This is a genomic window from Mitsuokella sp. oral taxon 131 str. W9106, from assembly GCF_000469545.1.
GTDB lineage: Bacteria > Bacillota > Negativicutes > Selenomonadales > Selenomonadaceae > AWVT01.
Map to the genome: position 1 here is coordinate 14036 of NZ_KI273053.1, position 19977 is coordinate 34012.

The 19977-nt window shown below is 58.9% G+C and carries 18 protein-coding genes; all 18 read left to right on the forward strand.

Annotation, left to right across the window (positions count from 1 at the left end; genetic code table 11):
- Positions 1-2: 2 nt before the first annotated feature.
- The gene (locus HMPREF1985_RS10750) at positions 3-1265 is read left to right on the forward strand and encodes a hypothetical protein (protein WP_021770834.1); all 1263 of its coding nucleotides are present in this window, start codon (positions 3-5) and stop codon (positions 1263-1265) included.
- Complete coding sequence (locus HMPREF1985_RS02330; protein WP_021770835.1) at positions 1262-2026, forward strand: hypothetical protein; 765 nt, start codon at positions 1262-1264, stop codon at positions 2024-2026. Before HMPREF1985_RS10750 ends, HMPREF1985_RS02330 begins: the two co-directional genes overlap by 4 nt.
- A 49-nt stretch (positions 2027-2075) precedes the next feature.
- Positions 2076-2642, forward strand: a complete 567-nt coding sequence (locus HMPREF1985_RS02335) for a S26 family signal peptidase (RefSeq protein ID WP_051349037.1) — start codon at positions 2076-2078, stop codon at positions 2640-2642.
- 11 nt (positions 2643-2653) lie between these two features.
- Positions 2654-3145 carry a hypothetical protein gene (locus HMPREF1985_RS02340; RefSeq protein WP_155943504.1) on the forward strand — a complete coding sequence of 164 codons (492 nt, stop codon included), beginning with the start codon at positions 2654-2656 and terminating at the stop codon, positions 3143-3145.
- 10 nt (positions 3146-3155) lie between these two features.
- Positions 3156-3716, forward strand: coding sequence for a hypothetical protein (locus HMPREF1985_RS02345; RefSeq protein ID WP_040636828.1), 561 nt, complete (start codon positions 3156-3158; stop codon positions 3714-3716).
- Between the two features lie 12 nt (positions 3717-3728).
- Positions 3729-4526 carry a conjugal transfer protein TrbF gene (gene trbF, locus HMPREF1985_RS02350; RefSeq protein ID WP_021770839.1) on the forward strand — a complete coding sequence of 266 codons (798 nt, stop codon included), beginning with the start codon at positions 3729-3731 and terminating at the stop codon, positions 4524-4526.
- A gap of 79 nt (positions 4527-4605) precedes the next feature.
- Positions 4606-5748: a TrbG/VirB9 family P-type conjugative transfer protein gene (locus HMPREF1985_RS02355; RefSeq protein ID WP_021770840.1), complete on the forward strand. Its 1143-nt coding sequence runs from the start codon at positions 4606-4608 to the stop codon at positions 5746-5748.
- A gap of 10 nt (positions 5749-5758) precedes the next feature.
- The gene (locus HMPREF1985_RS10755; RefSeq protein WP_155943505.1) at positions 5759-7165 is read left to right on the forward strand and encodes a TrbI/VirB10 family protein; all 1407 of its coding nucleotides are present in this window, start codon (positions 5759-5761) and stop codon (positions 7163-7165) included.
- An 11-nt stretch (positions 7166-7176) separates the two neighbouring features.
- The gene (locus HMPREF1985_RS10760) at positions 7177-9708 is read left to right on the forward strand and encodes a type IV secretory system conjugative DNA transfer family protein (protein WP_021770842.1); all 2532 of its coding nucleotides are present in this window, start codon (positions 7177-7179) and stop codon (positions 9706-9708) included.
- 1 nt (position 9709) lies between these two features.
- Positions 9710-10684: a P-type conjugative transfer ATPase TrbB gene (gene trbB / locus HMPREF1985_RS02370; protein ID WP_021770843.1), complete on the forward strand. Its 975-nt coding sequence runs from the start codon at positions 9710-9712 to the stop codon at positions 10682-10684.
- 527 nt (positions 10685-11211) lie between these two features.
- Positions 11212-11610 (forward strand): TrbC/VirB2 family protein, encoded by a 399-nt coding sequence (locus HMPREF1985_RS02375; RefSeq protein WP_021770845.1) that lies wholly within the window; start codon positions 11212-11214, stop codon positions 11608-11610.
- A 14-nt stretch (positions 11611-11624) separates the two neighbouring features.
- Positions 11625-11912: a VirB3 family type IV secretion system protein gene (locus HMPREF1985_RS02380; RefSeq protein ID WP_021770846.1), complete on the forward strand. Its 288-nt coding sequence runs from the start codon at positions 11625-11627 to the stop codon at positions 11910-11912.
- A gap of 17 nt (positions 11913-11929) precedes the next feature.
- Positions 11930-12991, forward strand: coding sequence for a hypothetical protein (locus HMPREF1985_RS02385; protein ID WP_021770847.1), 1062 nt, complete (start codon positions 11930-11932; stop codon positions 12989-12991).
- Entirely contained in the window at positions 12969-15449 is a 2481-nt protein-coding gene (locus tag HMPREF1985_RS02390) for a TraG/VirB4 family ATPase (RefSeq protein ID WP_021770848.1), read from the forward strand. The genes HMPREF1985_RS02385 and HMPREF1985_RS02390 overlap by 23 nt, the downstream gene beginning before the upstream one ends.
- On the forward strand, positions 15446-15655 hold the full coding sequence (locus HMPREF1985_RS02395; protein ID WP_021770849.1) for a hypothetical protein: 210 nt from the start codon (positions 15446-15448) through the stop codon (positions 15653-15655). Before HMPREF1985_RS02390 ends, HMPREF1985_RS02395 begins: the two co-directional genes overlap by 4 nt.
- A gap of 9 nt (positions 15656-15664) precedes the next feature.
- Positions 15665-17533 carry a hypothetical protein gene (locus tag HMPREF1985_RS02400; protein WP_021770850.1) on the forward strand — a complete coding sequence of 623 codons (1869 nt, stop codon included), beginning with the start codon at positions 15665-15667 and terminating at the stop codon, positions 17531-17533.
- 23 nt (positions 17534-17556) lie between these two features.
- Entirely contained in the window at positions 17557-18348 is a 792-nt protein-coding gene (locus HMPREF1985_RS02405; protein WP_040636829.1) for a hypothetical protein, read from the forward strand.
- A gap of 132 nt (positions 18349-18480) precedes the next feature.
- Positions 18481-19977, forward strand: a 1497-nt coding sequence (locus tag HMPREF1985_RS02410; RefSeq protein WP_021770852.1) for a type IV secretion system protein, incomplete at its 3' end; no start/stop codon positions are given.

The following is a 19977-nucleotide window of genomic DNA, read 5'->3' on the forward strand; positions in this document are numbered from 1 at the left end:
ATATGTCTAGCTTGGTCATGGATGAACACTGGCTCATGGTGAATCCTTGGCTTGCGAAGCAAATCGGGCTGCATGAGGCGCTCTTTGTCCAGCAGCTCCGATTTTGGATGAACCAGGGCATGGGATACGTGGATGGAGAGGGGCGTCGCTGGATTTACAATTCGATTGAGGATTGGATGAAGCAGTTCCCGTTCATCAGCTCCGTCAGCACGTTCAAGCGGATGTTGCGCGCCTTGAAGGAGACGCACCGCATCTTGCTCACCACGACGCAATTCAACCGCGTGCAGGTCGATCGGACGCTCGCCTATACGATCAACGAGGAGCGATTGGCAGAGCTGGATGCGCAGTATCAGCAGGAGAAAGCGATGGCGCGCAAACCGTCCGTGAAGAAGGCAGCTGCTCCCGCAAAAACAGTCGAACCCTCCGCAAATCCAGCAAAAGGTCAAACAAAACCTACCATAGTGTCAAAATGGAACTCTGCGGATAATCAAGGCTCAGAGGACTTTTCTTATAATAAAATAAGAGAATCGCAACCAAAAGGTCAAAGTGAACCCACCATGGTGTCAAAAAGAGACTGTCCATCGGGTCAAAATGACACTTTCCATAGTGTCAAAATGACACCATGGAAGTCCATTGCAAATCCCCCGTCCGGACAAGGGCTCGCGGCCTCTCCTCGCGCGCGCGTATATAATACAACAACAAATACAACAGAGTTTAATAAAACAACAACAACACAACTTGACGAGAAGAGAGATCGTGACGCCTCCCAAGCGGAGGTGACGGGATTCTCCTCGGTCGGCCCTCTCTTGTCGTCCGCTCTGCCACAGCCTGCTTCCCCTGCGGTGCAGTCGCAAGGCGAGACGCGTCCTGTTGTTGTTCCTCTTGAAACGCTGCTTTCGGTGGGCGAGAAGCAAGGCGTTCCGGCAGATTCCATCCGCAAATGCGTGAAGCGTTTCGGGGAGCAAAGAGTGCAGGCCATGCTGGAGATGCTCAAACAGGCAAAGAAAAGCCACACAATCCAGAATGCGGCAGGGTGGCTCTATACGGCACTGAAAGAGAATTTCGAGCAATCCCCGCAGCAAAGGCAGAAGTGCGAGCGTGACAAGGCATTGCAGGTGCGCAGGGAGCATACCATGCAGGCCATTCGTGAGGAAAAGCAGGCGATGGCAGATATGCCACTTGATGCAAGCAGCCCGTTCTACCAGCTCATGATGCGCCATAAGCATGGCACGGCAAGCCGTGATGCACCGGGGGAGGGACTATGAACACGATCAAAGCGCCGGATCTCGGCACAGCACTTGCGTCGATCGCGCTAAGGCGCGCCTTTCGGCAGCGGCTCATCCCGCTTTCTCTCGAAGAGCTTGTAGCCCTCTGTGCGAGCGAGACGCATCCGCGCATCCTTGCCGGCTATCTTCGCTGGCAGCGCGAAGAGATCAACCGGATTCTCGTCCATGTCCTGCTAGAGAGCATGGACAAGCTCGAAGCGGAATTCCTCCGCCGCCACTATCGCGACGGGAAAAGCATGCACTACCTCTCCATGCGCCTGCCTGCCTCGGAACGCCAGCTTTATTGCATGAACGAGCGTATTTTATCGCGCCTGTCCTCGCTGCTCTTTTACCGTCCGAGCCTTGCCGACGCTTACTTCCCGCGCATCCCGTACAACCTCCTGTCCATCCTTGACATGCGGCTCAGCACCTTTGCCCTTCGCGTGGACGTCCCCGTCGATGAAGGCTGGCTGGATGCCTTGCAGGAGGCGCGCAATGTCTCGCGCGAACTGCTGTCCTTCATGGATTCCTTTCGGCGTGTGCCGCTTGGCGCAAGCAGCCGCGCACAGCAATATCAGCGCGTGATCCATGCGAAACTGCGCGATCCGTTTGCCAGCGTGCAGGAAATCGTGGACGAGATCGGCGATATGGGACTGACGGCGAGCGTGGCACATGCCTATCTTGGCGCCTATCAGCGGCAGATCAAAAAAATCCTGAATCCGAAAAAGTTTGCAGTTTTTAAAAACTGCAAGAATTTATAATAGCCTTAGAGCCGAATCTTAACGCGTGGTGCAGAAAAGGAGAATCACGATGCAGCGACGCCAACGCCATTTTCCGAGCCCGCGAGAAAAGCCGTGGGCATGGGCGATGATCGCCTTTGTCTTGTTCATGCTCATAGCAACTGCGGCAGGCTGGGAGTTCCCGAAGCAGGACATCATCATCTGGAACGAGACCGCGAGCCTGCCGCGCGGGTTTTACCTGCGCATCCCTGCGCGGCAGATCGAGCGCGGCGATATTGTCGTCTATCAGCCACCGGACGCGGTGCGTGCGATCAGCGATGCGCGCGGCTATGCTTCACGGCCAAACGCACTATTTTTAAAGCGCGTTGGTGCGGTCGCTGGCGATACATACCGCATCTCGGCAAATGGCGACCATGCGCTTTTTGCCATCAACGGCGCATACAAAGGGCAGGTGCAGGACGTGGACAGCAAGGGACGCCCGCTTCCGCAGCTTGCGCGGGATGTGGATCATGTCGTGCCGGATGGGGCATTCCTCCCCCTTGCGGAGTCGCCGCGCAGCTTTGATGGACGCTATACGGGACCTGTCCCGCTGGCCAACATCAAGGAGGTCGTCGTCCCGCTGCTCGCCATTTGGTAAGGAGGCCGTGTGTGAAGGTGAGGTTATGGCATTGCCGTGGCAGTGCTGCCTATCAGGAACGGATCCGGCCGCAAGTGCAGCGCATCCTAGGCATGTCCCACGGCGCGCGCACGCGTGTGGCGCTTGCCATCGCGGAAGCGGCAAAACTCCTTGCAGGGGCAGAGGAGACGGAGCTTGCCATCCAGCTATGTTGCGAGGCAGGGGATCTCCGCGTCGTGCTTCGGGCGCGATGCGAGCACGAGGCTTTTCCCGCGCAGGCTGTCTATCGGCGCTTCAAGTGGCTTGGGGAGGAGAAGCGGAGCGCAGCGGAAGCACTTTCTCGCGATCCGCTCCTTCGTTCCCTTTGGCGCATGCTGCTTCCGGCGGAATACGTTGTGCTCGAGGAGACGGGAAGGAAAATCATCTTGCTGTTTCAGAGCCCCTTTGCGGTGGATGAATCCGATTGGAATATCGACGTGCTTTCCGAGCGTCTCTTGCTCGAACGGGATGCCGTGGCACGTTAAGGAGGTCGTTATGGATCTATGGCACTATTTGCCCTATCGGGAAGACCGGGAGCGGCAAAAAATCTTTCTCTATGGCTCTGCGGCAGGCGGCGTGATGAGCGCAGGCATCCTTGCCACACTCTTTGCCTTGGGGGCAGCGTTCTTCTATCCGCGCATGGAAGCGGCGATGCAGCGCGAGGCCTCGCCGGGCGTGACAAGGCCGTATGACCTGTCAGGCGGCCTTGCGGCAGGCGGGAACTTCTTCCCGCGCGGCACGCAGGCCGCGCCTGCGGATGCAGTTGCTGCCGCAGGCGGCGTCACGGCAAAGCCAATCCGCGCGACGAGCGCCCCGCGTGCGGCAGGAATTGCGCAGGGGGCGATCCCGCTGCCGACCATTCCCGTGCCTTCCGTGCCTGCCGCGCAGAGCGTGCCACAGGCGCAGCCTGTCCCCGTGCAGAGCGCCGCAGCATCGGGGCAGAGCACCGCTGCTGCGCCAGAGAATGCGCCCGCGAAAACAGCGGAAAAATCCACGCAGGATGGGCGCATTGCCTTCTTTGGCGGAGACCCTGTACCGCTTGGAAAGCCGAATTAAGGAGGATACGATATGGCACTCAATTTATTCAAACGGCCGGAACATTTTTCAGACACCAGCAACATGAAAAGCCCTGCCACCCCCGCCGAACGTGCGCGCGCCGTCATGGACGAACGGCTCGGCAGTGCGACGGTGCAGTCGTACAACTGGAGACGCATCTCGCTCGGGCTTCTCGTCGCGTGCATCGTGCTCTCCGTTGGGCTAACGGTACAGTCGCTTAAATCCCAAATCATCCCGTACGTCGTTACCGTGGACAAATCGACAGGCGAGGTAGAGAAAGCAGGGGCTTTCGTCTCGCAGGATTATACGCCGCAGGATGCAGAGATCTGCTATTTCTTAGGGCAATTCATACAAAACGCACGCTCCATCCAGCTCGACCCCGTGCAGCAGGACAAGATGCAGAAAAAAGCCTATGCCTTCCTGACACAGGCAGCTGGGCAGAAGTACAGCGCAATCCAAAAGAACGAGCACTTTGCGGAACGCTACGCTACCTACACGGTTCAGACGAAAATCACGAGCATCGCCAAAATTCCGGATACGCAATCCTACCATGCGACGTGGACGGAAGAAGAGTTCAATATTGCGACGGGCAAGCAGGAAGACAAGAACTACCAGTGCGTGTTCTCGGTGACGACAATCCCGTCCAAAGATGAAGCGACACTCCTCGTGAATCCGCTCGGATTGTATATTTCGGACCTGAATTTCTCAACCGAAATAGGCGGGAAGGGCAAGAGCGGAGCGTCGGGAAGCAATAGACAAAATGCAACGGCAGCGTCGAATGCGGCATCTGCTGCGACGTCGAATTCGTGAAAGATTCAGGTGTCCAAATTGGACACCTGAATAAAATTCCATATTATTCAGTTTTTGAAGGATTGGGAGGAACATCAAGATGCAGACGACTTATCCAATAAGAACGCTTGCGCGTGTGCTCATTGGGCTTGTTCTTGCCGGGAATATGAGCTTTGCACAGGCAGCAGAGTCTACGGCCGATTCGGCAAGTGCGGCGCAGGCAGCAGAATCAGCTGCAATCCCTTCGGCTGAGGATACTTTGAAGAAATTGCAACAGGCACGCCTTGCCCGAGAAGATGCAGCGACAGACAAGGCCGCGTCGCTCCATGCGGCAGATACTGGGACGAAAGGCAAAAAGAGTTCGCGTGAAATGGCAGCTGAAATAGAGAGCCTTCGATCGGATCTCTACGCCATGAGCACGACGCAGGCAGAACTGCTATCCCTTTTGGACGAGCTTGCCGAAAAGCTGGCTGGCGTAGAGAGGGAACAAGAAAAAACGTATGCCGCCATTCCGGCACCTACGAACCGCGCTCTTGTCTATCCTGCCGCAGCAGGACATGTCAGCTACACGCAAGATGCCATCAATTCGCAGGGCGACTCGACAATGGTATTCACCTACGCCCCTGAGCAGCTTTATAAAATCTATTGCCGGCGCGGCTATCTGACAGACCTTGCCTTCAAGAAAGGGGAAACGATTCAGTTTGTCGGAGGTGGAGACACAGCCGGGTGGGCAGTGTCGCAGAGTGTCGTGGACGGCACGCCGCATCTCTATATCAAGCCAATCGTGGAAAAGTCCACGACGAACCTTATCGTCACGACAAATCGGCGCAGCTATCAAATGATCCTAAACACCTCGGATTGGTACAATCCCATGGTGTACTGGACGTATGGCGCGGAAGACCATGCCAATGCGCTCTATGAAGCACAGCAGGAAAAAGAGAAAAAGACTGGCTCGGTCGCCGTGGCCAGCGTGGAAGATCTTGACTTCTCCTACAAAGTATCGGGAAACAGCGCTGCATATCGTCCCACCATGGTGTTTTCCGATGGAGCGAAAGTCTATCTGAAATTCCAAAAGCTGCCGAGCCACCAAGTCCCGCTCTTTGTGCAGGAAGCGGGGAAGAAAAACCTGACGCTTGTGAACTACCAGCAGAAGGACAACTACTATATCGTCGAAGTGCCATTCACCAAGGCACAGCTTCGCGTCTCGGAGCACGAGACCATAACGATTCAGCACAAGAAGTGAGGTGGAGATCGTGGCCGACTCGAGAATCCAAAGCTACATGAAAGCCTTTTCAAACCTAGTCAAGCAAAAACTGCACAAAGAGAAAAAGCCTCCTTCGGAAGAAGAGGCGGAGGCAGAGAACTACGCAGGCGATGCGGGCGACGACAAGCCGGGCGAGCAGAGCATGAATGGCGGCACGCATAAAAAGCCGCGCACCATCCGCCGCAAGCTGATCGGCATCGCGATGCTCCTCTTTGTCGTCGCTTTTGCCGCAAGCTACCTTGTCAGCAGCGACGAGGACACAAAGGGAAAAGACCAGAATCCGATTGCCTCGCACAGCACGGCGCAGGAAACCAAGAATCCATCCGCAAAAGGCGAGGCAGGCAAGCAGAACGAACTGAGCTACAAAGACCTCCGCATGCTCGACCAGAAAAACCAAAACCCGCGCCAAGCGTCTGCCCAAGCAGCGCAGGCCGGGCAAAACGGGGAGAATCCTGCCGCGCAGCCGGCGCGGACGGGCGCATATCCCTCGTCCACGCCGCGAAGCACGCCGCCATCCGTCCCATCCATCCCCGCGCCCACCTACTCGGCAGGCGCGCCGGTCATTGCTTCGCCGGCCGCAGCACCGGCAATGCCGTCGGCGCAGACACAGGAAAGCAAGGCGCAGCGCGCCGCAGATGAGATGGAAAAGCGATTTGCATCCGCCATTGACTTTGCGCTCGGACGGAGTCCCGCAGCATCGCAGCCGGCAGCGGGCGCGGACCATGCGCCTGCTGGAAACGCCGTCGTGCCCACTTCGGCGCAAGCGCCCGCACCGACCTCGAACTCCTTGCAGACCGCAAGCCTGTCCTATGCGACGGGCAATCCATATACCCTGCAAGCCGGCACGACGATCCCCGCCATGCTCTTTTCCGGCATCAATACCGACGCACCGGGGCAGGTGACCGCACAGGTGACGGCGGACGTATACGACACCCTCTCACAGCGCAACGTGCTCATCCCCGTCGGCTCGCGCCTGCTCGGCGAATACGAGGGTGGCGGGGCAGAAAGCGGGCGCATCGCGGTGACATTCCGCACGCTCATCCTGCCGAACGGTGATGCCTACGACATCGGCAGCAGCATGGTGGCCGTCGATGGGGCAGGCTACAATGGCATCACGGGCAAAGTCCATCGGCACACCATGCGCCAGATCTCGGCGGGCATGTTCTCCAGTGCGATCGCCGCGCTCGGCTCGCTTGCGAGCGGGGACAGCTCTTCGCAGAACAGCTACACCGGCGGGCAGATCGCCATGCAGGGCGCGATGGCGAACCTCATCAACTCGACCTCCCAGCTCTTTTCAAAGGCGGCAGGCGGCATCAAGCCGACCGTCACCATCGAGCCAGGCTATCAGTTCACCATCTATGTCAAGCAGCCGATCACCTTCGCGAGCGGCGTGTAAGGGAGGCATCCATGCAGGAAATCGACGAAAAGGACAGGCCGCGCCTCTTTATCCTCTGCGGCGTGATTGCCGCCGTCGCCTATGTCGCGGCGAACTGGATCACGACGCAGTGCATTGCGGCCGACCTTGCCTACCATGAGCTTTTGCCCGGACGCTTGTACGGGCATATATACAGCCCCTTTGCCGTCGATATGTGGCGCAGCAACAAAGAGCTTGCGTCCGCCATCCATGCGACGCTCGCTCAGTATTGGATGCTGGAGTGGGGCATCTACCTCTTGGGCGCGTTCTGCTGCTATCAGGTCTATCGGAACATGGCGCGCATGACGAGCCACGGCACGGCGGACTTCGCCAAGGCGAAGGACATCGAGGAGGCAGGGCTTGCCGCAAAGGAAACGGGCTTTGTCGTGGGGCGCAATCCCTTCAACGATAAAATCATGCTGCATAACGGCCCGGAGCATATCCTGCTCGTCGCGCCGACACGATCCGGAAAGGGCGTCTGCAACATGGTCCCGACCGGCATCTGCTGGAAGCACAGCATTTTCTTCTTCGATCCCAAGGGCGAGCTTTGGAACTTCACGGCCGCATGGCGCAAGCATCACATGCACCAGCGTGTCATGAAGTTCGAGCCGCTCTGCAAGGACGGATCGGCCGCAAAATGGAATCCGCTTGCCGAAATCGACTACCAATCCTTCGAGGAACTGACCGACGTCTCGACCATATCCGAAATGATGGTCAAGACGGGCGAAGGCGGCAAAGATCCCTTTTGGGAGAACTCTGCCGCCGCGCTCGTCAACGGCGTCATCCTGCACCTTCTCTACAAACACGATCAAGAAAGGCGCGTCCTGCCTTGCCCGTCCGACATCATGAGCTTCCTGTCCTCGCCGGGCATGAGCACGGATATGCTCTTCGCTTCAATGAAGCTCTATCCGCATATCGCCAAGGAGGATTTTTTGGAGATAGACGGCAGGCGCAATATCCTAAAAGAAGTATACGGCGAATACATCGACGACTTTCGCCCGTTTGCCAAGGCCTGCCCTGCCTTCGCAGAAGCGGTGGAGAAAAACGAGAAAGCGGCACGCGCCTATGAGGAAGCGCTCCAGGCGGGCAGAGAGGACGCCGCGCCCCCCAAAAGCAATCTGGAGCTGCTGCGGGAGACCCTTGTCCAAGAGGAAAAGCGCGGCATGACATTCAACTTTGCTGCGCCGAACATCAAGGCGGCGAAAAACAAGCAGGAAATCGACCTCGCGATCCAAAGCCACCCAGACCCGTGGTATCAGCTTCTCGTCCATCCGAAAGTAGCCGAGTCCGCGGCCAATATGTATAACGGCGCCGAGCAGACGCGGGCATCCGTCATGCAGACGGCGCAGACCGCGATGGCAGTCTACCAAGACCCGCTCATCCGAAAGAACACAGCCGTCTCCGACTTCGCCCTGCGCGATCTCCTCGATCCTTCGGGAGAAGTGTCGCTCTACCTCGTCCTCCAGCCGAACGACATCGACAAGCTGCGCCCTATCCTGCGCCTTTTCGTCAACACCATGCTCGCCAAGCTCGTGCGCGACATGAAATTCGACACCAAGAAAGGGACGGCGCAAACGAAAAAGCAGCGCCTCCTCCTCATGCTCGACGAGTTCCCACAGCTCGGCAAGCTCGAATCCATCGAGAAAACCCTCGCCATCTGCGCGGGCTATGGCATCAAGATCTGCATCGTCGCGCAGAGCATGGGGCAGCTCAACAAAATCTACACAAAAGACAACGCGATACCTGGCAACTGCCATGTGCAGGTCTACTTCACCCCGACACTGGAGGATGGAGGCGGCACGGCAAAGACGCTCTCGGACACCCTCGGCGAAAAGACCATCCATTCCGTGTCCAAGTCCACGAACGGCAGCAAGATACTCGAAAGCTCCACCTCGACCTCACAGATCGGGCGCAAGCTCATGACGCCGGACGAAGTGCGCCGGATGCCTGCCGACCGCGAGCTCGTGTTCGTTGCAGGCTTTCGGTCCATCTACGGCAAGAAGATCCGCTACTACGAGGAAGAATTTTTTACCAAGCGGATCAAGCCGCCTCCTGCCTTCTCCGATACGTTCACGAAAGTGCAGACATACGCGCAGCTCTTCGCCGTCCATGCGGCCGATCTGGCCGAAATCAAGGAGCGGCAGCAGCGCGTCGCCGAGGCGCGGGCGAAGGAAGAGGAACGCATACAGAAAAAAGCAGAAACACAAACGGGAGAGGAAAACCATGCAGCAGAAAAACAGCCATCTGTCCCGCGGCCTGCCGACACTGGAACAGAAAATCAGGCGGCCGCTCCAGCCCATCGAGAGGAAGCGCAGCAAGCTGAGCCCATCGAGCGGAATGAAGAAGGATCACAGCCCGCAAGTGCGCAAGCGATAGACGATGCCAAAAGCCACGCGCAAGAGCCAATCCCCTTTGCGGCCCTTTGGGAGGAGAGCCTTGCCGCATGGGAGCAGGCAGATGCGAAGCCCTTCTCCGCGCTTTGGGAGGAGAGCATGGCCGTATGGGAGCAGCAGAAAGGAGCCTAGCATGGCAGAGTTCGATCAGGAAGTCAAAGAGCGGCGTATCAAAATCCTGGAAAAAAGCATGGGGCCTGACATCATGCACTATATGCACGATGACAACGTCACCGAGGTCATCGTCAACCCCGACGGAAAACTATGGGTGGACACCTTCGACAAAGGATTCCAGTACACAGGCGTCATCATGGACAGCGAAGAGACGAAGCGCGTGATATACGCCGTCGCCGACCTTTCGGGGCAGGTCATCGACCTGAAGGAAGACCCGTCCCTGCAAGCCGACATCCCCGCCTCGCGCCTCTTCTCCAACTGCCGCTTCCAAGCCGAGCTCCCCATGATCGTGGCCGCGCCGAGCTTCAACATCCGCAAGCACAGCAAGACCGTATTCACGCTTGCGGACTACGTCCGGCAAGGCACGATGACGGAAAAGCAGCGCCAGATCATCCTGGACGCCATCCACGGCAAGAAGAACATCATCGCCGCAGGCGGCACGGCATCGGGAAAGACCACGCTGCTGAACGCCATCCTTGCCGAAATCTCCAACCTGGACGAGCGGATCATCACCATCGAGGACACGAAGGAACTGAAATGCACGGCCGAGAACTACGTCGCCCTCTCGACGACGGACACCGTGGACATGGAGAACCTGCTGCGCAAGACACTGCGCCTCTCGCCGAACCGCATCGTCGTAGGCGAGGTGCGCGGCAAGGAAGCGCTCACGCTCATCGATGCGTGGTCCACGGGGCATCGGGGAGGATGCTCGACCGTGCACAGCGACAGCGCGCAGGACACCTTGTTCCGCTTGGAGGATCTCGTCAGCCGCGTATCGCTTTCGACGCAGCAGGCGGGCATCGCGCGAGCGATCGACGTCGTCGTCTATATCGCGCGCAAGGCCGTCTCGCGCAAGATTGAGGAAATCGTGGCCGTCGATGGATGGGACAGGGAGAAGGGGGACTACATGACGCGGCGTCTGGATATTGATTGACATAGTCAATAAAAATAGAGAGGATAGCAAAATAGGAAAATATGAATTGTGAAAAAATAGATAACAATTTATATAACTTATTGACATACTCAAACACTAGGATATAGGGATAGAAATATTCCTTGTAAAATAAATGGAATACAGAGATTTACATAAAATAACATATCTTGTAAATATGATATTTATAATTTATAAAAATAAATATAAATTATAGTATATACAAAAAGATAAATTCTGAAACTTTAGTGAGATAAAGAAAACGTATCCTTGAAAAACTTTATTACGCTAAAGTCCATCGGAAAGGAGGTGATCCCCGTGTATGAATGCCCAAATTGCGGCCATCGTCAGGACCATCCGGGGCCGTGCGACCAATGCGGCAAGGAAACGGAACGCCGCTGAAAAAATCCCGAATCCGTAAAAGTTTGCAGTTTTTAAAAACTGCACGCTTTTATAATGGATTCATGGGGGAATCCTAACCCCATGAATCCACAAGAAGAGAAACTGTTGTTTGTCATGGAGGAATCATCATGAGCATCAAAATGAAAATCGAGCAGTCCCTTTCCCGCGCCCGCAGCATCCGCATCACGAAAAAGGACGCACTGGACTTTGTAGCGGACAACTGGGTGCAGCTCTTGCAGATCGGCATCTTCCTGCTGCCTGCCGCGACGGGCTTCGCGCAGCAGACCGTCGGCATCGAGCCGCTCAACAAGCCGCTCAATACCATCAAGGAAGCGCTCACGGGCCCGATCCCCATCCTCGTCATTGCCGGGTCGGTCGCCATGGGTGGCATGAGCTGGGCGATGGGCTGGGAGCAGCAGGTCATGATGCGCTGCGTCAAGGGCGCAGGCGGCGGCGCGATCGCGATGGGCGCGGGCAAGTTCATGACCTCGGTCCTCGGGCAGGGCGCGGATGGCTGCTTGTTCTGAGCTGAGGCGTGCGTATGATTGACGAAAAAGACTTGCCGGCCAACACGATCTCATGGACGCACCTGCCGCTCTACCGCTCGCTGACGGAGTACATCCTCTTCATGGGCGTGCCGCGCACGTTCATCATTGCGAACGTCGGCGCGGCGCTCTTCGTGCTGCTGACCTTCGGCATATCCTACTGGTACGTCCTGCTGCTGAACTTCGTCTTGCACTTCGGCGTGCGCCATCTCTCGCAGGACGATGCGCAGTTCTTCGAGTGCTTCAGCAACTACACCTACAAGCGCGACTATTACTCAACCTGAGAGAAAGGAGGCAGGCTGTGTCCTGGAAAGAATACCATCTCACCAATAAGGGCATCGAGGACTGGCTGCCGTGGGGCGCGCTCACGCATGAAAGCGTCCTGCACAACAAGGATGACAGCATGCTCGGCATCATCCGCTATCAGCGGTTCTGCCCGCGCGGGGAGGAAGCGCAGCGGATTGCGCTCCCTGCCTTCCGGCAGGGCTGGTGCCTTTGGATCGAGGAACAATACGCGCCGACGGGAACAGCAGGGGACGAGGAGGCTTGCTTCCTCGTCCTCTGCTGGAATCCGTTCTATAAGCGCGATGCCATGGTACGCAACACCATGGACGGCAAGCCGATCCCGCTTGACAAGGCGGAGGAGGCGCTTGCCGCACTGCTCGATTCCCTTGCGGGGAGCTTCCCACCTTCGGCGAGGGCGTCCGTCCTTGTCTATCAGGAGATCATCGACTACCTGACGTTCTCGCTCACCATGGGACGCAAGCACGCGCCCATGCCCGACCCGCCGATCGATCTCGACATCCAGCTCACCGACGGCATCGATCTCGACTTCTCCGCGAACCATGTGCGGCTTGCGGGCGAGACCTACCTCGTCCTCACGCTGCCTGCCGAAATCGGCTCGTCGGGCGAGGCCGTCCGACATCTTCGCACCGCATTTGCCGATGCCGGGATTCCCTTCCGACACGTCCAGCGGCTGCTCCTATACGATGCGAAATCGGCGAAGAAGGAACTCCAGGGCTACATGGGCAAATGGTGTCCTTCGCGCCGCTACATCAAGGACATGCTGCAAGAAGGCCTGCTCCAGTCCGTGAACGGGCTTTACAACCATCAGATGATATTCCTCGTCCCAGAGGACGAACGGGGGCGCGTCGAGGCGTACCTCACGCAGGCCATCGAGGCGATGCGCCTGCCGTACATCATCGAGGATTTCAATGCCAAAGACCTTTGGTGGGGGAGTCTCCCCGGGCTGTTCCGGGCTGCGCTCTTCCCGCCAATCTGCGGCTTTTCAGGACTTTGTGACCTGCTCGCGCAAAGCGGCGGAAGAGAGGAGGAGACCGATGTACAAACTGAACCTGTTTAAGCGCACCGTGCACCGCCTGTCCGATGACGTGCATTTCGGACGCCTGGCATCGGTGGACGTCGCGGGCAGGAGCGTCGCCGTCTGCATCAACAAGGACGGCTCGCTTCAGGCGACGTGGCGCTATCGGGGACCTGACCTTGACTCCTCCGTGGAGGAGGAGCTTGCCGTCATGACCGATCGCCTCCAGGGCGCGGTCGCGGCGATGAAGACGAACTACGTCCTCTACTTCGAGGCGCAGCGCACGCCGTCCACGGCATACGCTTCCACGGAGTATTTTCCCGATCCCGTCACGCGTGGCATGGACGCCGAGCGCTGCAAGCTCTTTTCGAGCGGCATCTACTTCGAGTCGCGCTTCTACGCGACGCTCTACTGCCTGCCGCCAAGAGACCGGCAGGAGCAGCTCAAGGCCTTCATCGTGGAGGGCAGGGAAAAGAAAATCACCAAGGCCGACGACGTCCTCGCGGGCTTCGCCGAGCAGCTTTACAAGCTCTTCATCATGTTCCGAAACCTGCATATCGAAGTCGATCCGCTGGATGAGGATGCGCTCCTTACCTACCTCCATTCGACCGTCAGCGGCAGGCCGCGCCCGCTTCGCGCACCGAAAACGCCGATGCTCCTCGACCGCTGCCTCTACGACACGCCGTTCTACGGCGGGCTTGAACCGCAGCTCGGCAACCAGCACATGCGCGTCATCGCGCCGATCAGCTACGGCAAGGAGACGATATTCGGCCTTCTGGACGAGTTCAACCGCCTCGACTTTGCCTTCCGCTGGGTGACGCGCGCCTACTGCATGAGCAAGAACGATGTGCTAGGCGAGCTGGACACCGAGCGCAGGCACTGGAAAGGCAAGCTCCAATCCATCACGAGCACCCTTGCCGATGCCGCGATACGCGAGGGCGCACAGAACGCGGAGAACATCGACGATCTCGCTGTCGACCGCATCGCCGAGATCCGCGACGCCATCAATGCCGTGGAGGGCGATCATATCTCCTTCGTCTACTACTCGACGGCCGTCGTCGTCCTCGACGCGGATCGCGAGACCGTTGACGAGAAAGCGAAACTCATCCGGCAGATCTTCATCGAGCGCGGCATCAAGGCGAAGATCGAGGACTTCAACGCCGTCGATACGTGGTTCTCCTGCATCCCTGGCCTCGTCGGGCGCAACATCCGACGGCCGCTCATCTCGACCGGCAACCTCATCCACATGATGCCGCTTGCGCTCGCGTGGTCAGGCGAGGACTGGAACCGCCACCTGGACGGCCCGCCGCTCCTCTACGCGCAGACCGACGGGGCGAGCCCGTACCGGCTGAATCTCCACGTCGGCGAGATCGGCCACAGCCTCATGATCGGCCCGACGGGCGCAGGCAAGTCCGTCCACCTGAATGTCATCGAGGCGGCGTTCCGCAAATACAAGAATGCCCGCGTCATCATCTTCGACAAGGGCGCAAGCTCCAAAGTCCTCACGATGGGCGTCGGCGGCAAGTTCTACGACATCGGCAAATCGCAGTCCCTTTCCTTCCAGCCCCTCGTCCATATCGACGACGAGGACGAGCGCCAATGGGCGCAGGAATGGCTGACCGACTTCCTGCGCGAGGAAGGCATCGAGGTCACCCCGGAGAGGAAGAGCCTCATCCGCGACTCGCTCACGACCGTCGCGGGCATGGAGCCGGGCTTCCGCACCATGACGACCTTCATCAGCTTCCTCCAGAGCCGCAAGCTCAAGGAAGCCTTCTACCCGATGGCGCTGTCCGACGACAACGGCAACAAGGGCGAGTACGGCGAGATCTTTGACTCCGACGAGGATCACCTCTCCATCACGAGCTGGCAGTCCTTCGAGATGGAGACCCTGATGAACGCGAAGCGCATCGTCGGCACGACCCTCATGTACATCTTCCATCGCATCGAGAACGTCGTGAAAAGCGTCAAGAGCGCCGAGAGCGGGCCGACGCTCATCGTCCTTGACGAGTGCTGGGTGTTCTTCGAGAACCCCATGTTCGCCGACAAAATCAAGGAATGGCTCAAGACGCTGCGCAAGTACAATACGTCCGTCCTCTTTGCGACGCAGAGCCTCGACGACATCGCCAAAAGCCCCATCCTCGACACCGTCCTGTCCTCGTGCCTCTCGCGCATCTTCCTGCCGGACAAGCTCGCCATCACCGAATCGCGGAAGGACCTCTACCATGCCTTTGGGCTCAACCGGCAGCAGATCCAGCTCCTCGCGCACGCGACGCCGCAGCGCGAGTACTACTACGACTCGCCGCGCGGCTCGCGCCTCTACAACCTCGCGCTCGACCGATGCCCGTTCACACTCTCCTACGTCTCCGTCAACAAGAGCGCGCTCGCCCGGTGCCAGCGCATCCTCGACGAGTACGGCGAAGAAGCGTTCAACGAGCATTGGATCGCCGAGAACGACCTCATTTTGCCTGATTACCCAAAAGAGGAGGCCATCGCCCTATGATCCAATCCATCATCCTCATGTGCGTCTGCATGATCTGCTACTTCGCGATCCGCGTCAACCGCGTGGAGATGCGCATGAACGCACTCGAAAAAATCCTGCGCGAAGTCGCCAAGGAGAAAGACATCGACACCGAAATGCTCGGCAAGCCATTCGGCGGGGCGACAGGGCTGTGGGACGTCCTGAAAGCCGCATGGAAAGGAAAGTAGGGGAAAAGCATGGAACGAACACCCATCCTATCGACAAGCGACGCCCTCTATGCGCGCTATCGAATCCTTGCCTCCTGCTGCGACCTGCGCGCCGTCATCGAGCGCATCGAGCGCGGCATCCTCGCCAAAATGCAGCGGGAAGGATATAGCGACAGCCAGCTTCAGACCGCGCTCATGGAGAGCCGCTGCATGGCATTTGCCGAAAGCGGCGCCGATGCGCAGGCGTATCAGAAGGCCATCCTTCCAAAAGGCAACGAAAATCCGCTGAACACCGCGCTCCCGCCTCCGATCGCACGCTTCAACGAGCAATATGAAAAGCCCCTGCGCCAAGTCCTGGACACCTTTCGGGCAGCCGACGCGCGTGCGCTTGAGACCATGCAGGAAGAAGGCGTCAGCCGCTGCGCCCTGCGCGAGACCTACCTGGGGGAGAGCCTCTACGGCGATCTCGTCGGGAACGCCAAGGAACAGGCCGCCTATGAGCGCGCCATCTGGAAAGCCCACGAGGAAAAGCGGCAGGCGCGAAAAGAAAGTGAGCAGGAAGCGGCAGGGGAGGCGTATGACGCCCTCATCGCCGCACAGCCTGCGGGCGCGCCCGTCGCCGTCCGCGAGGGCATGGCGCTCACCGCGCTCCTCATGCAGGCGAAATGCGCCGAGGAGACGGCAGAAGCCGTGCTCCTCGCAAAGACCGCCTATCAAGGCAAGGACAAGATCGCCTATGCGCGAAAAGCAGCCGCGCAGGCGCTCACCGCCGCTTTTCGCTATGCAAGGCTTGACGCCGCGCCTGCCGTCGCCGAGGCGAAGGCAGGCGAGAACCTCTACGCCGCCTGCTGCAAGGACTATCGGAAGCGGCTCGGCAAACGCGTCCTGACCTACGCAGACGAGCAGCGCATCCTCTCCGTCCTGCAAAAGGGAGGCATCGACAAGAAGCTCCTGACCGAGGAAGTCGCCGCGCACTCGCCGCTGGCAGCCACATTCGGCAGGGAAAAAGATGCGGCCGTCGCTGCCTTGCTCGAAGGAGACGCAGAGCAAGCGACCGATGCGCTAGTAGACCCCGTCACGCCCGCCGACATCTACCAGCGCATCCTCACCGACTATGACGAGGCATTGCTCCAATCGGGCGTGTCGGAAGGCGTCGCCGCGGATCGCCCGCGCTACAACCGCCTTGCGGCAAAGGCGCTCCTGACGAAATACGGCGCGAGCGAGGACGACGTCAAGGAAATCCTGAAACGCTACGGCAAGCTCTCAGATGAAGAGCAATCGGACGACGCGCTGGACGCCCTCCTGCGCGAGGCGCGGGAAGCGCCAAGCGAAGAGCCGCAGGCGCTCGCCGAAGAAATCAAGCAAAAAGAGCAGACGCCGAAGCAGGAAGAGCCGGCCAAGATATGGAACGGACGCCACAAAAGCATCGCGCCGCATGAGCAGAAGCACGCGCCCGCCACCGAGAAAGACGACCTGCGCGACCAGGTGAAGAAACTGCGCACCTACACATTCACCGCCGAGAAAGTCCGCACGCGCGGCACGAAAAGCGCCGAGGAGATGTACGAGGACTGCCTGGAGCAGATCGAAGAAGACGTCCGCATGCCGTTCGACTCCCGCATGGACGAGAGCATCATCCGCCACATGTTCAGCATCGGATATGAAGAGCGCGAGATCGAGGACGCCTTGCAGCACGCCTCGCCGAAGCGGATGCACCAGCGCGCCTACGGGAAAAGCATCGTGAAAAGCATGCTTGCCCGCTTCCCCAGCCTCGGCGCCGCCGTGCAGAACACCGTCGCCAAAGTAGAATACAACTACCTCCAAAACAAAATCGAGGGACAGAAGCCCCTCACCGCCTACGAGCAGAGCCGCGTCCGCGTGCGCGACGTGCCAACCAGCTGAAATTGAAGAAAGAAGGCAAGACCATGTTTACAAACTGGACCAGCAAGAAAACGCAAGCAGCCGTGATCTGCGGCCTCGTCCTCGGCGTCTGCGCGCCGCTCGTCGCCATGGGCATCGCCTCCCACCGGGCGAATGCCGCCGTCATGGTCATCGACGAGAAGAACATCGCCGAGGCAGTCAAGACCGCCATCCAGACGGCGAACATCCTGACGACCGAGCAGAAAGAGCTCGCCCTCAAGATCCTCGACGCGAAAAAGCTCGACTGGGGACTCCTCGAAGAACTGGGGAAAAAGCAAAAGAGCGCGGGCGACTTCTGCGAGCATCCCGACATCCCCTTCGAGGTGGCCAAGAAAAACGGCCAATCCCCTGCCATACTGAACTCCACCAGCTCGCCCGTCGAAATCTTCCGCAACGAGATCGGCAGCATCGAGGCCGTCCTCGACCGCAAGGCGACCCTCGTCGACCTCTACCATGAGACCGCGAAGAACCACAAGGCGCTCGACGCGACCTACCAGGCCGCCGCGCAGCGCGCCAAGGACTCGCAGACCGTCACCAAGCAGATGAACGACACCGTGCTCACCGCCGTCGATGCCGCGAACCATGCCGAGGGCGAGCAGCAGCTCCTGCAGGCAGGCATCCAGATCTCCGCGGCGCAGGCGCTCCAGGCGGCCGACACGAAAGAGCTCATCGCGCAGATGCTCGCGATGGAATCCGAGAAATGGTACGTCGACAACCGCGAGAAGGCCAGCCGCGAGACGCGCGAGCAGGTCATGAAGGACAAGGCAGCCAAATTCTCCGGGATGCCCGTCGACTAGCCGGTGTCCAAATTGGACACCTGAACCAAAGCAAAGAAACATACAAATACGAATACAGAGATAAAATATTCAGGTGTCCAAGTTGGACACCTGAACCAAGAGAAGGAATATTCATCTTTACGGAGGGGCTTCATGGGAAACTGGAAACCAATCAGGGCAGATCGCCTGCTCCTCGTCGTGCTCGTCCTTGCCCTCGCGCTCCTTGCCAGCGCCAGCCCCGGCCTTGCGGCAGGAAGCGGCACGGACACGATCGCAAACGCGGGGACGGGACTAGGCGGCACATTCGACACGAACCTGAAAACCATCGCGAAGGGCATCGTCTCGGCGATGCACGTCATCCTCATCGTCATGACCGCCGTCGCCGGCATGATGATCGCATTCGGCATCGAGGACGGCAAGAAATTCATCTGGCAGGCCATGCTCGGCTTCGGGCTTGCCTTCAACTTCGGCGCGTTCCTCATCGGGACCGACCTCTGGACAGCGAGCTCTGCCACCCAGTCCGCCGTCACCTTCTACACGCCGGAGCTCAAGGATTCCTCCAAGGGCATCAACATCCTAGGCGGCTTCATGAACCACTACACCGAGCACGTCATCGCGCCGGGCGCGAAGAACATCCTGCCGTACTGCACGCGCCTCCTCGTCATCCTCGCCGTCGTGCAGGCGACGTGGGAGCTGTCCATCAAGTTCATGTCGGGCGACAAGCTCCAGTACCTCATCAACATGACGCTGAAGATCGGCTTCTACCTCTTCCTCATGACGAACTGGATCTCCCTCATGGGCTCGCTCTCGGAGGGCTTCGAGCTGCTCGGCATCAAGGCGAGCGGGAGCACCGCCTCGGCGAACAACATCATCGGGGAGAACTGCGACCGCATCGCCCAGCTTGCCACGGACTGCGTGACGACAATCTTCACGAACATATCCTTTGACAGCTTTGGTGTCCTGATTATCATGGTGGTGTCCATGGTGGCGATCATCTACTGCATGTTCATGACCGCGCTCGAGATGTTCATGGCGCGCATCGAGTTCTACACGATGGCGCTCCTGACGCTCCCGCTCCTCGCGTTCGGCGTCACGTCGAAATTCTCCTTCCTGACGGAAAAGGCAATCGGCGCGATGTTCAACCTCGCGATCAAAGTCTGCGCGATTGCCTTCATCTCCGCGATGGCCGTGCCATTCATCGAGAGCTTCGTCCAGAAGCTCAAGGAGACGCCGGGCACGCTGGAAGATCTCGGCATCATCTTGCAGGCGATCCTCGCCTGCGGCATGATCTACATCCTGACAAAGAAGATCCCGGTGCTCGTCACGGGGCTGCTCAGCGGCTCGCCCCAGCTCGGCGGCAACAGCATGGTCGAAATGGCGAGAGGCGCCGCCGGCGGCGTCGGGGCAGCGGCAGGCGCCGTCGGCGCGTTCCGTGCGGCAAGCGCAGCGGCGGACTTCGCTAGGAGCGAGGGCAGGAGCAGCGTCGGCGGCGGATTCAGCCGAGGGACACTGACGCAGCTCGGCCGCAACTTCGCGATGAGCCGCAGCCCTGTGCAGAGCTATCGCCGCTCCATGCAGAATTTCCAATCCACCCTGCAAAACACGGGCAGCAGGACACTGGATCAGATCCGTATGGGCAGGGACAGCAAC

Bases quoted from the DNA above. Each gene is read 5' to 3' on its own strand.
- HMPREF1985_RS02335 (WP_051349037.1), top strand. From the start codon at position 2,076: ATGCAGCGACGCCAACGCCATTTTCCGAGCCCGCGAGAAAAGCCGTGG.
- HMPREF1985_RS10750 (WP_021770834.1), top strand. From the start codon at position 3: ATGTCTAGCTTGGTCATGGATGAACACTGGCTCATGGTGAATCCTTGG.
- trbF (WP_021770839.1), top strand. From the start codon at position 3,729: ATGGCACTCAATTTATTCAAACGGCCGGAACATTTTTCAGACACCAGC.
- trbB (WP_021770843.1), top strand. From the start codon at position 9,710: ATGGCAGAGTTCGATCAGGAAGTCAAAGAGCGGCGTATCAAAATCCTG.
- HMPREF1985_RS02380 (WP_021770846.1), top strand. From the start codon at position 11,625: ATGATTGACGAAAAAGACTTGCCGGCCAACACGATCTCATGGACGCAC.
- HMPREF1985_RS02400 (WP_021770850.1), top strand. From the start codon at position 15,665: ATGGAACGAACACCCATCCTATCGACAAGCGACGCCCTCTATGCGCGC.
- HMPREF1985_RS02345 (WP_040636828.1), top strand. From the start codon at position 3,156: ATGGATCTATGGCACTATTTGCCCTATCGGGAAGACCGGGAGCGGCAA.
- HMPREF1985_RS02375 (WP_021770845.1), top strand. From the start codon at position 11,212: ATGAGCATCAAAATGAAAATCGAGCAGTCCCTTTCCCGCGCCCGCAGC.
- HMPREF1985_RS02405 (WP_040636829.1), top strand. From the start codon at position 17,557: ATGTTTACAAACTGGACCAGCAAGAAAACGCAAGCAGCCGTGATCTGC.
- HMPREF1985_RS02395 (WP_021770849.1), top strand. From the start codon at position 15,446: ATGATCCAATCCATCATCCTCATGTGCGTCTGCATGATCTGCTACTTC.
- HMPREF1985_RS10760 (WP_021770842.1), top strand. From the start codon at position 7,177: ATGCAGGAAATCGACGAAAAGGACAGGCCGCGCCTCTTTATCCTCTGC.
- HMPREF1985_RS02355 (WP_021770840.1), top strand. From the start codon at position 4,606: ATGCAGACGACTTATCCAATAAGAACGCTTGCGCGTGTGCTCATTGGG.
- HMPREF1985_RS02390 (WP_021770848.1), top strand. From the start codon at position 12,969: ATGTACAAACTGAACCTGTTTAAGCGCACCGTGCACCGCCTGTCCGAT.
- HMPREF1985_RS02330 (WP_021770835.1), top strand. From the start codon at position 1,262: ATGAACACGATCAAAGCGCCGGATCTCGGCACAGCACTTGCGTCGATC.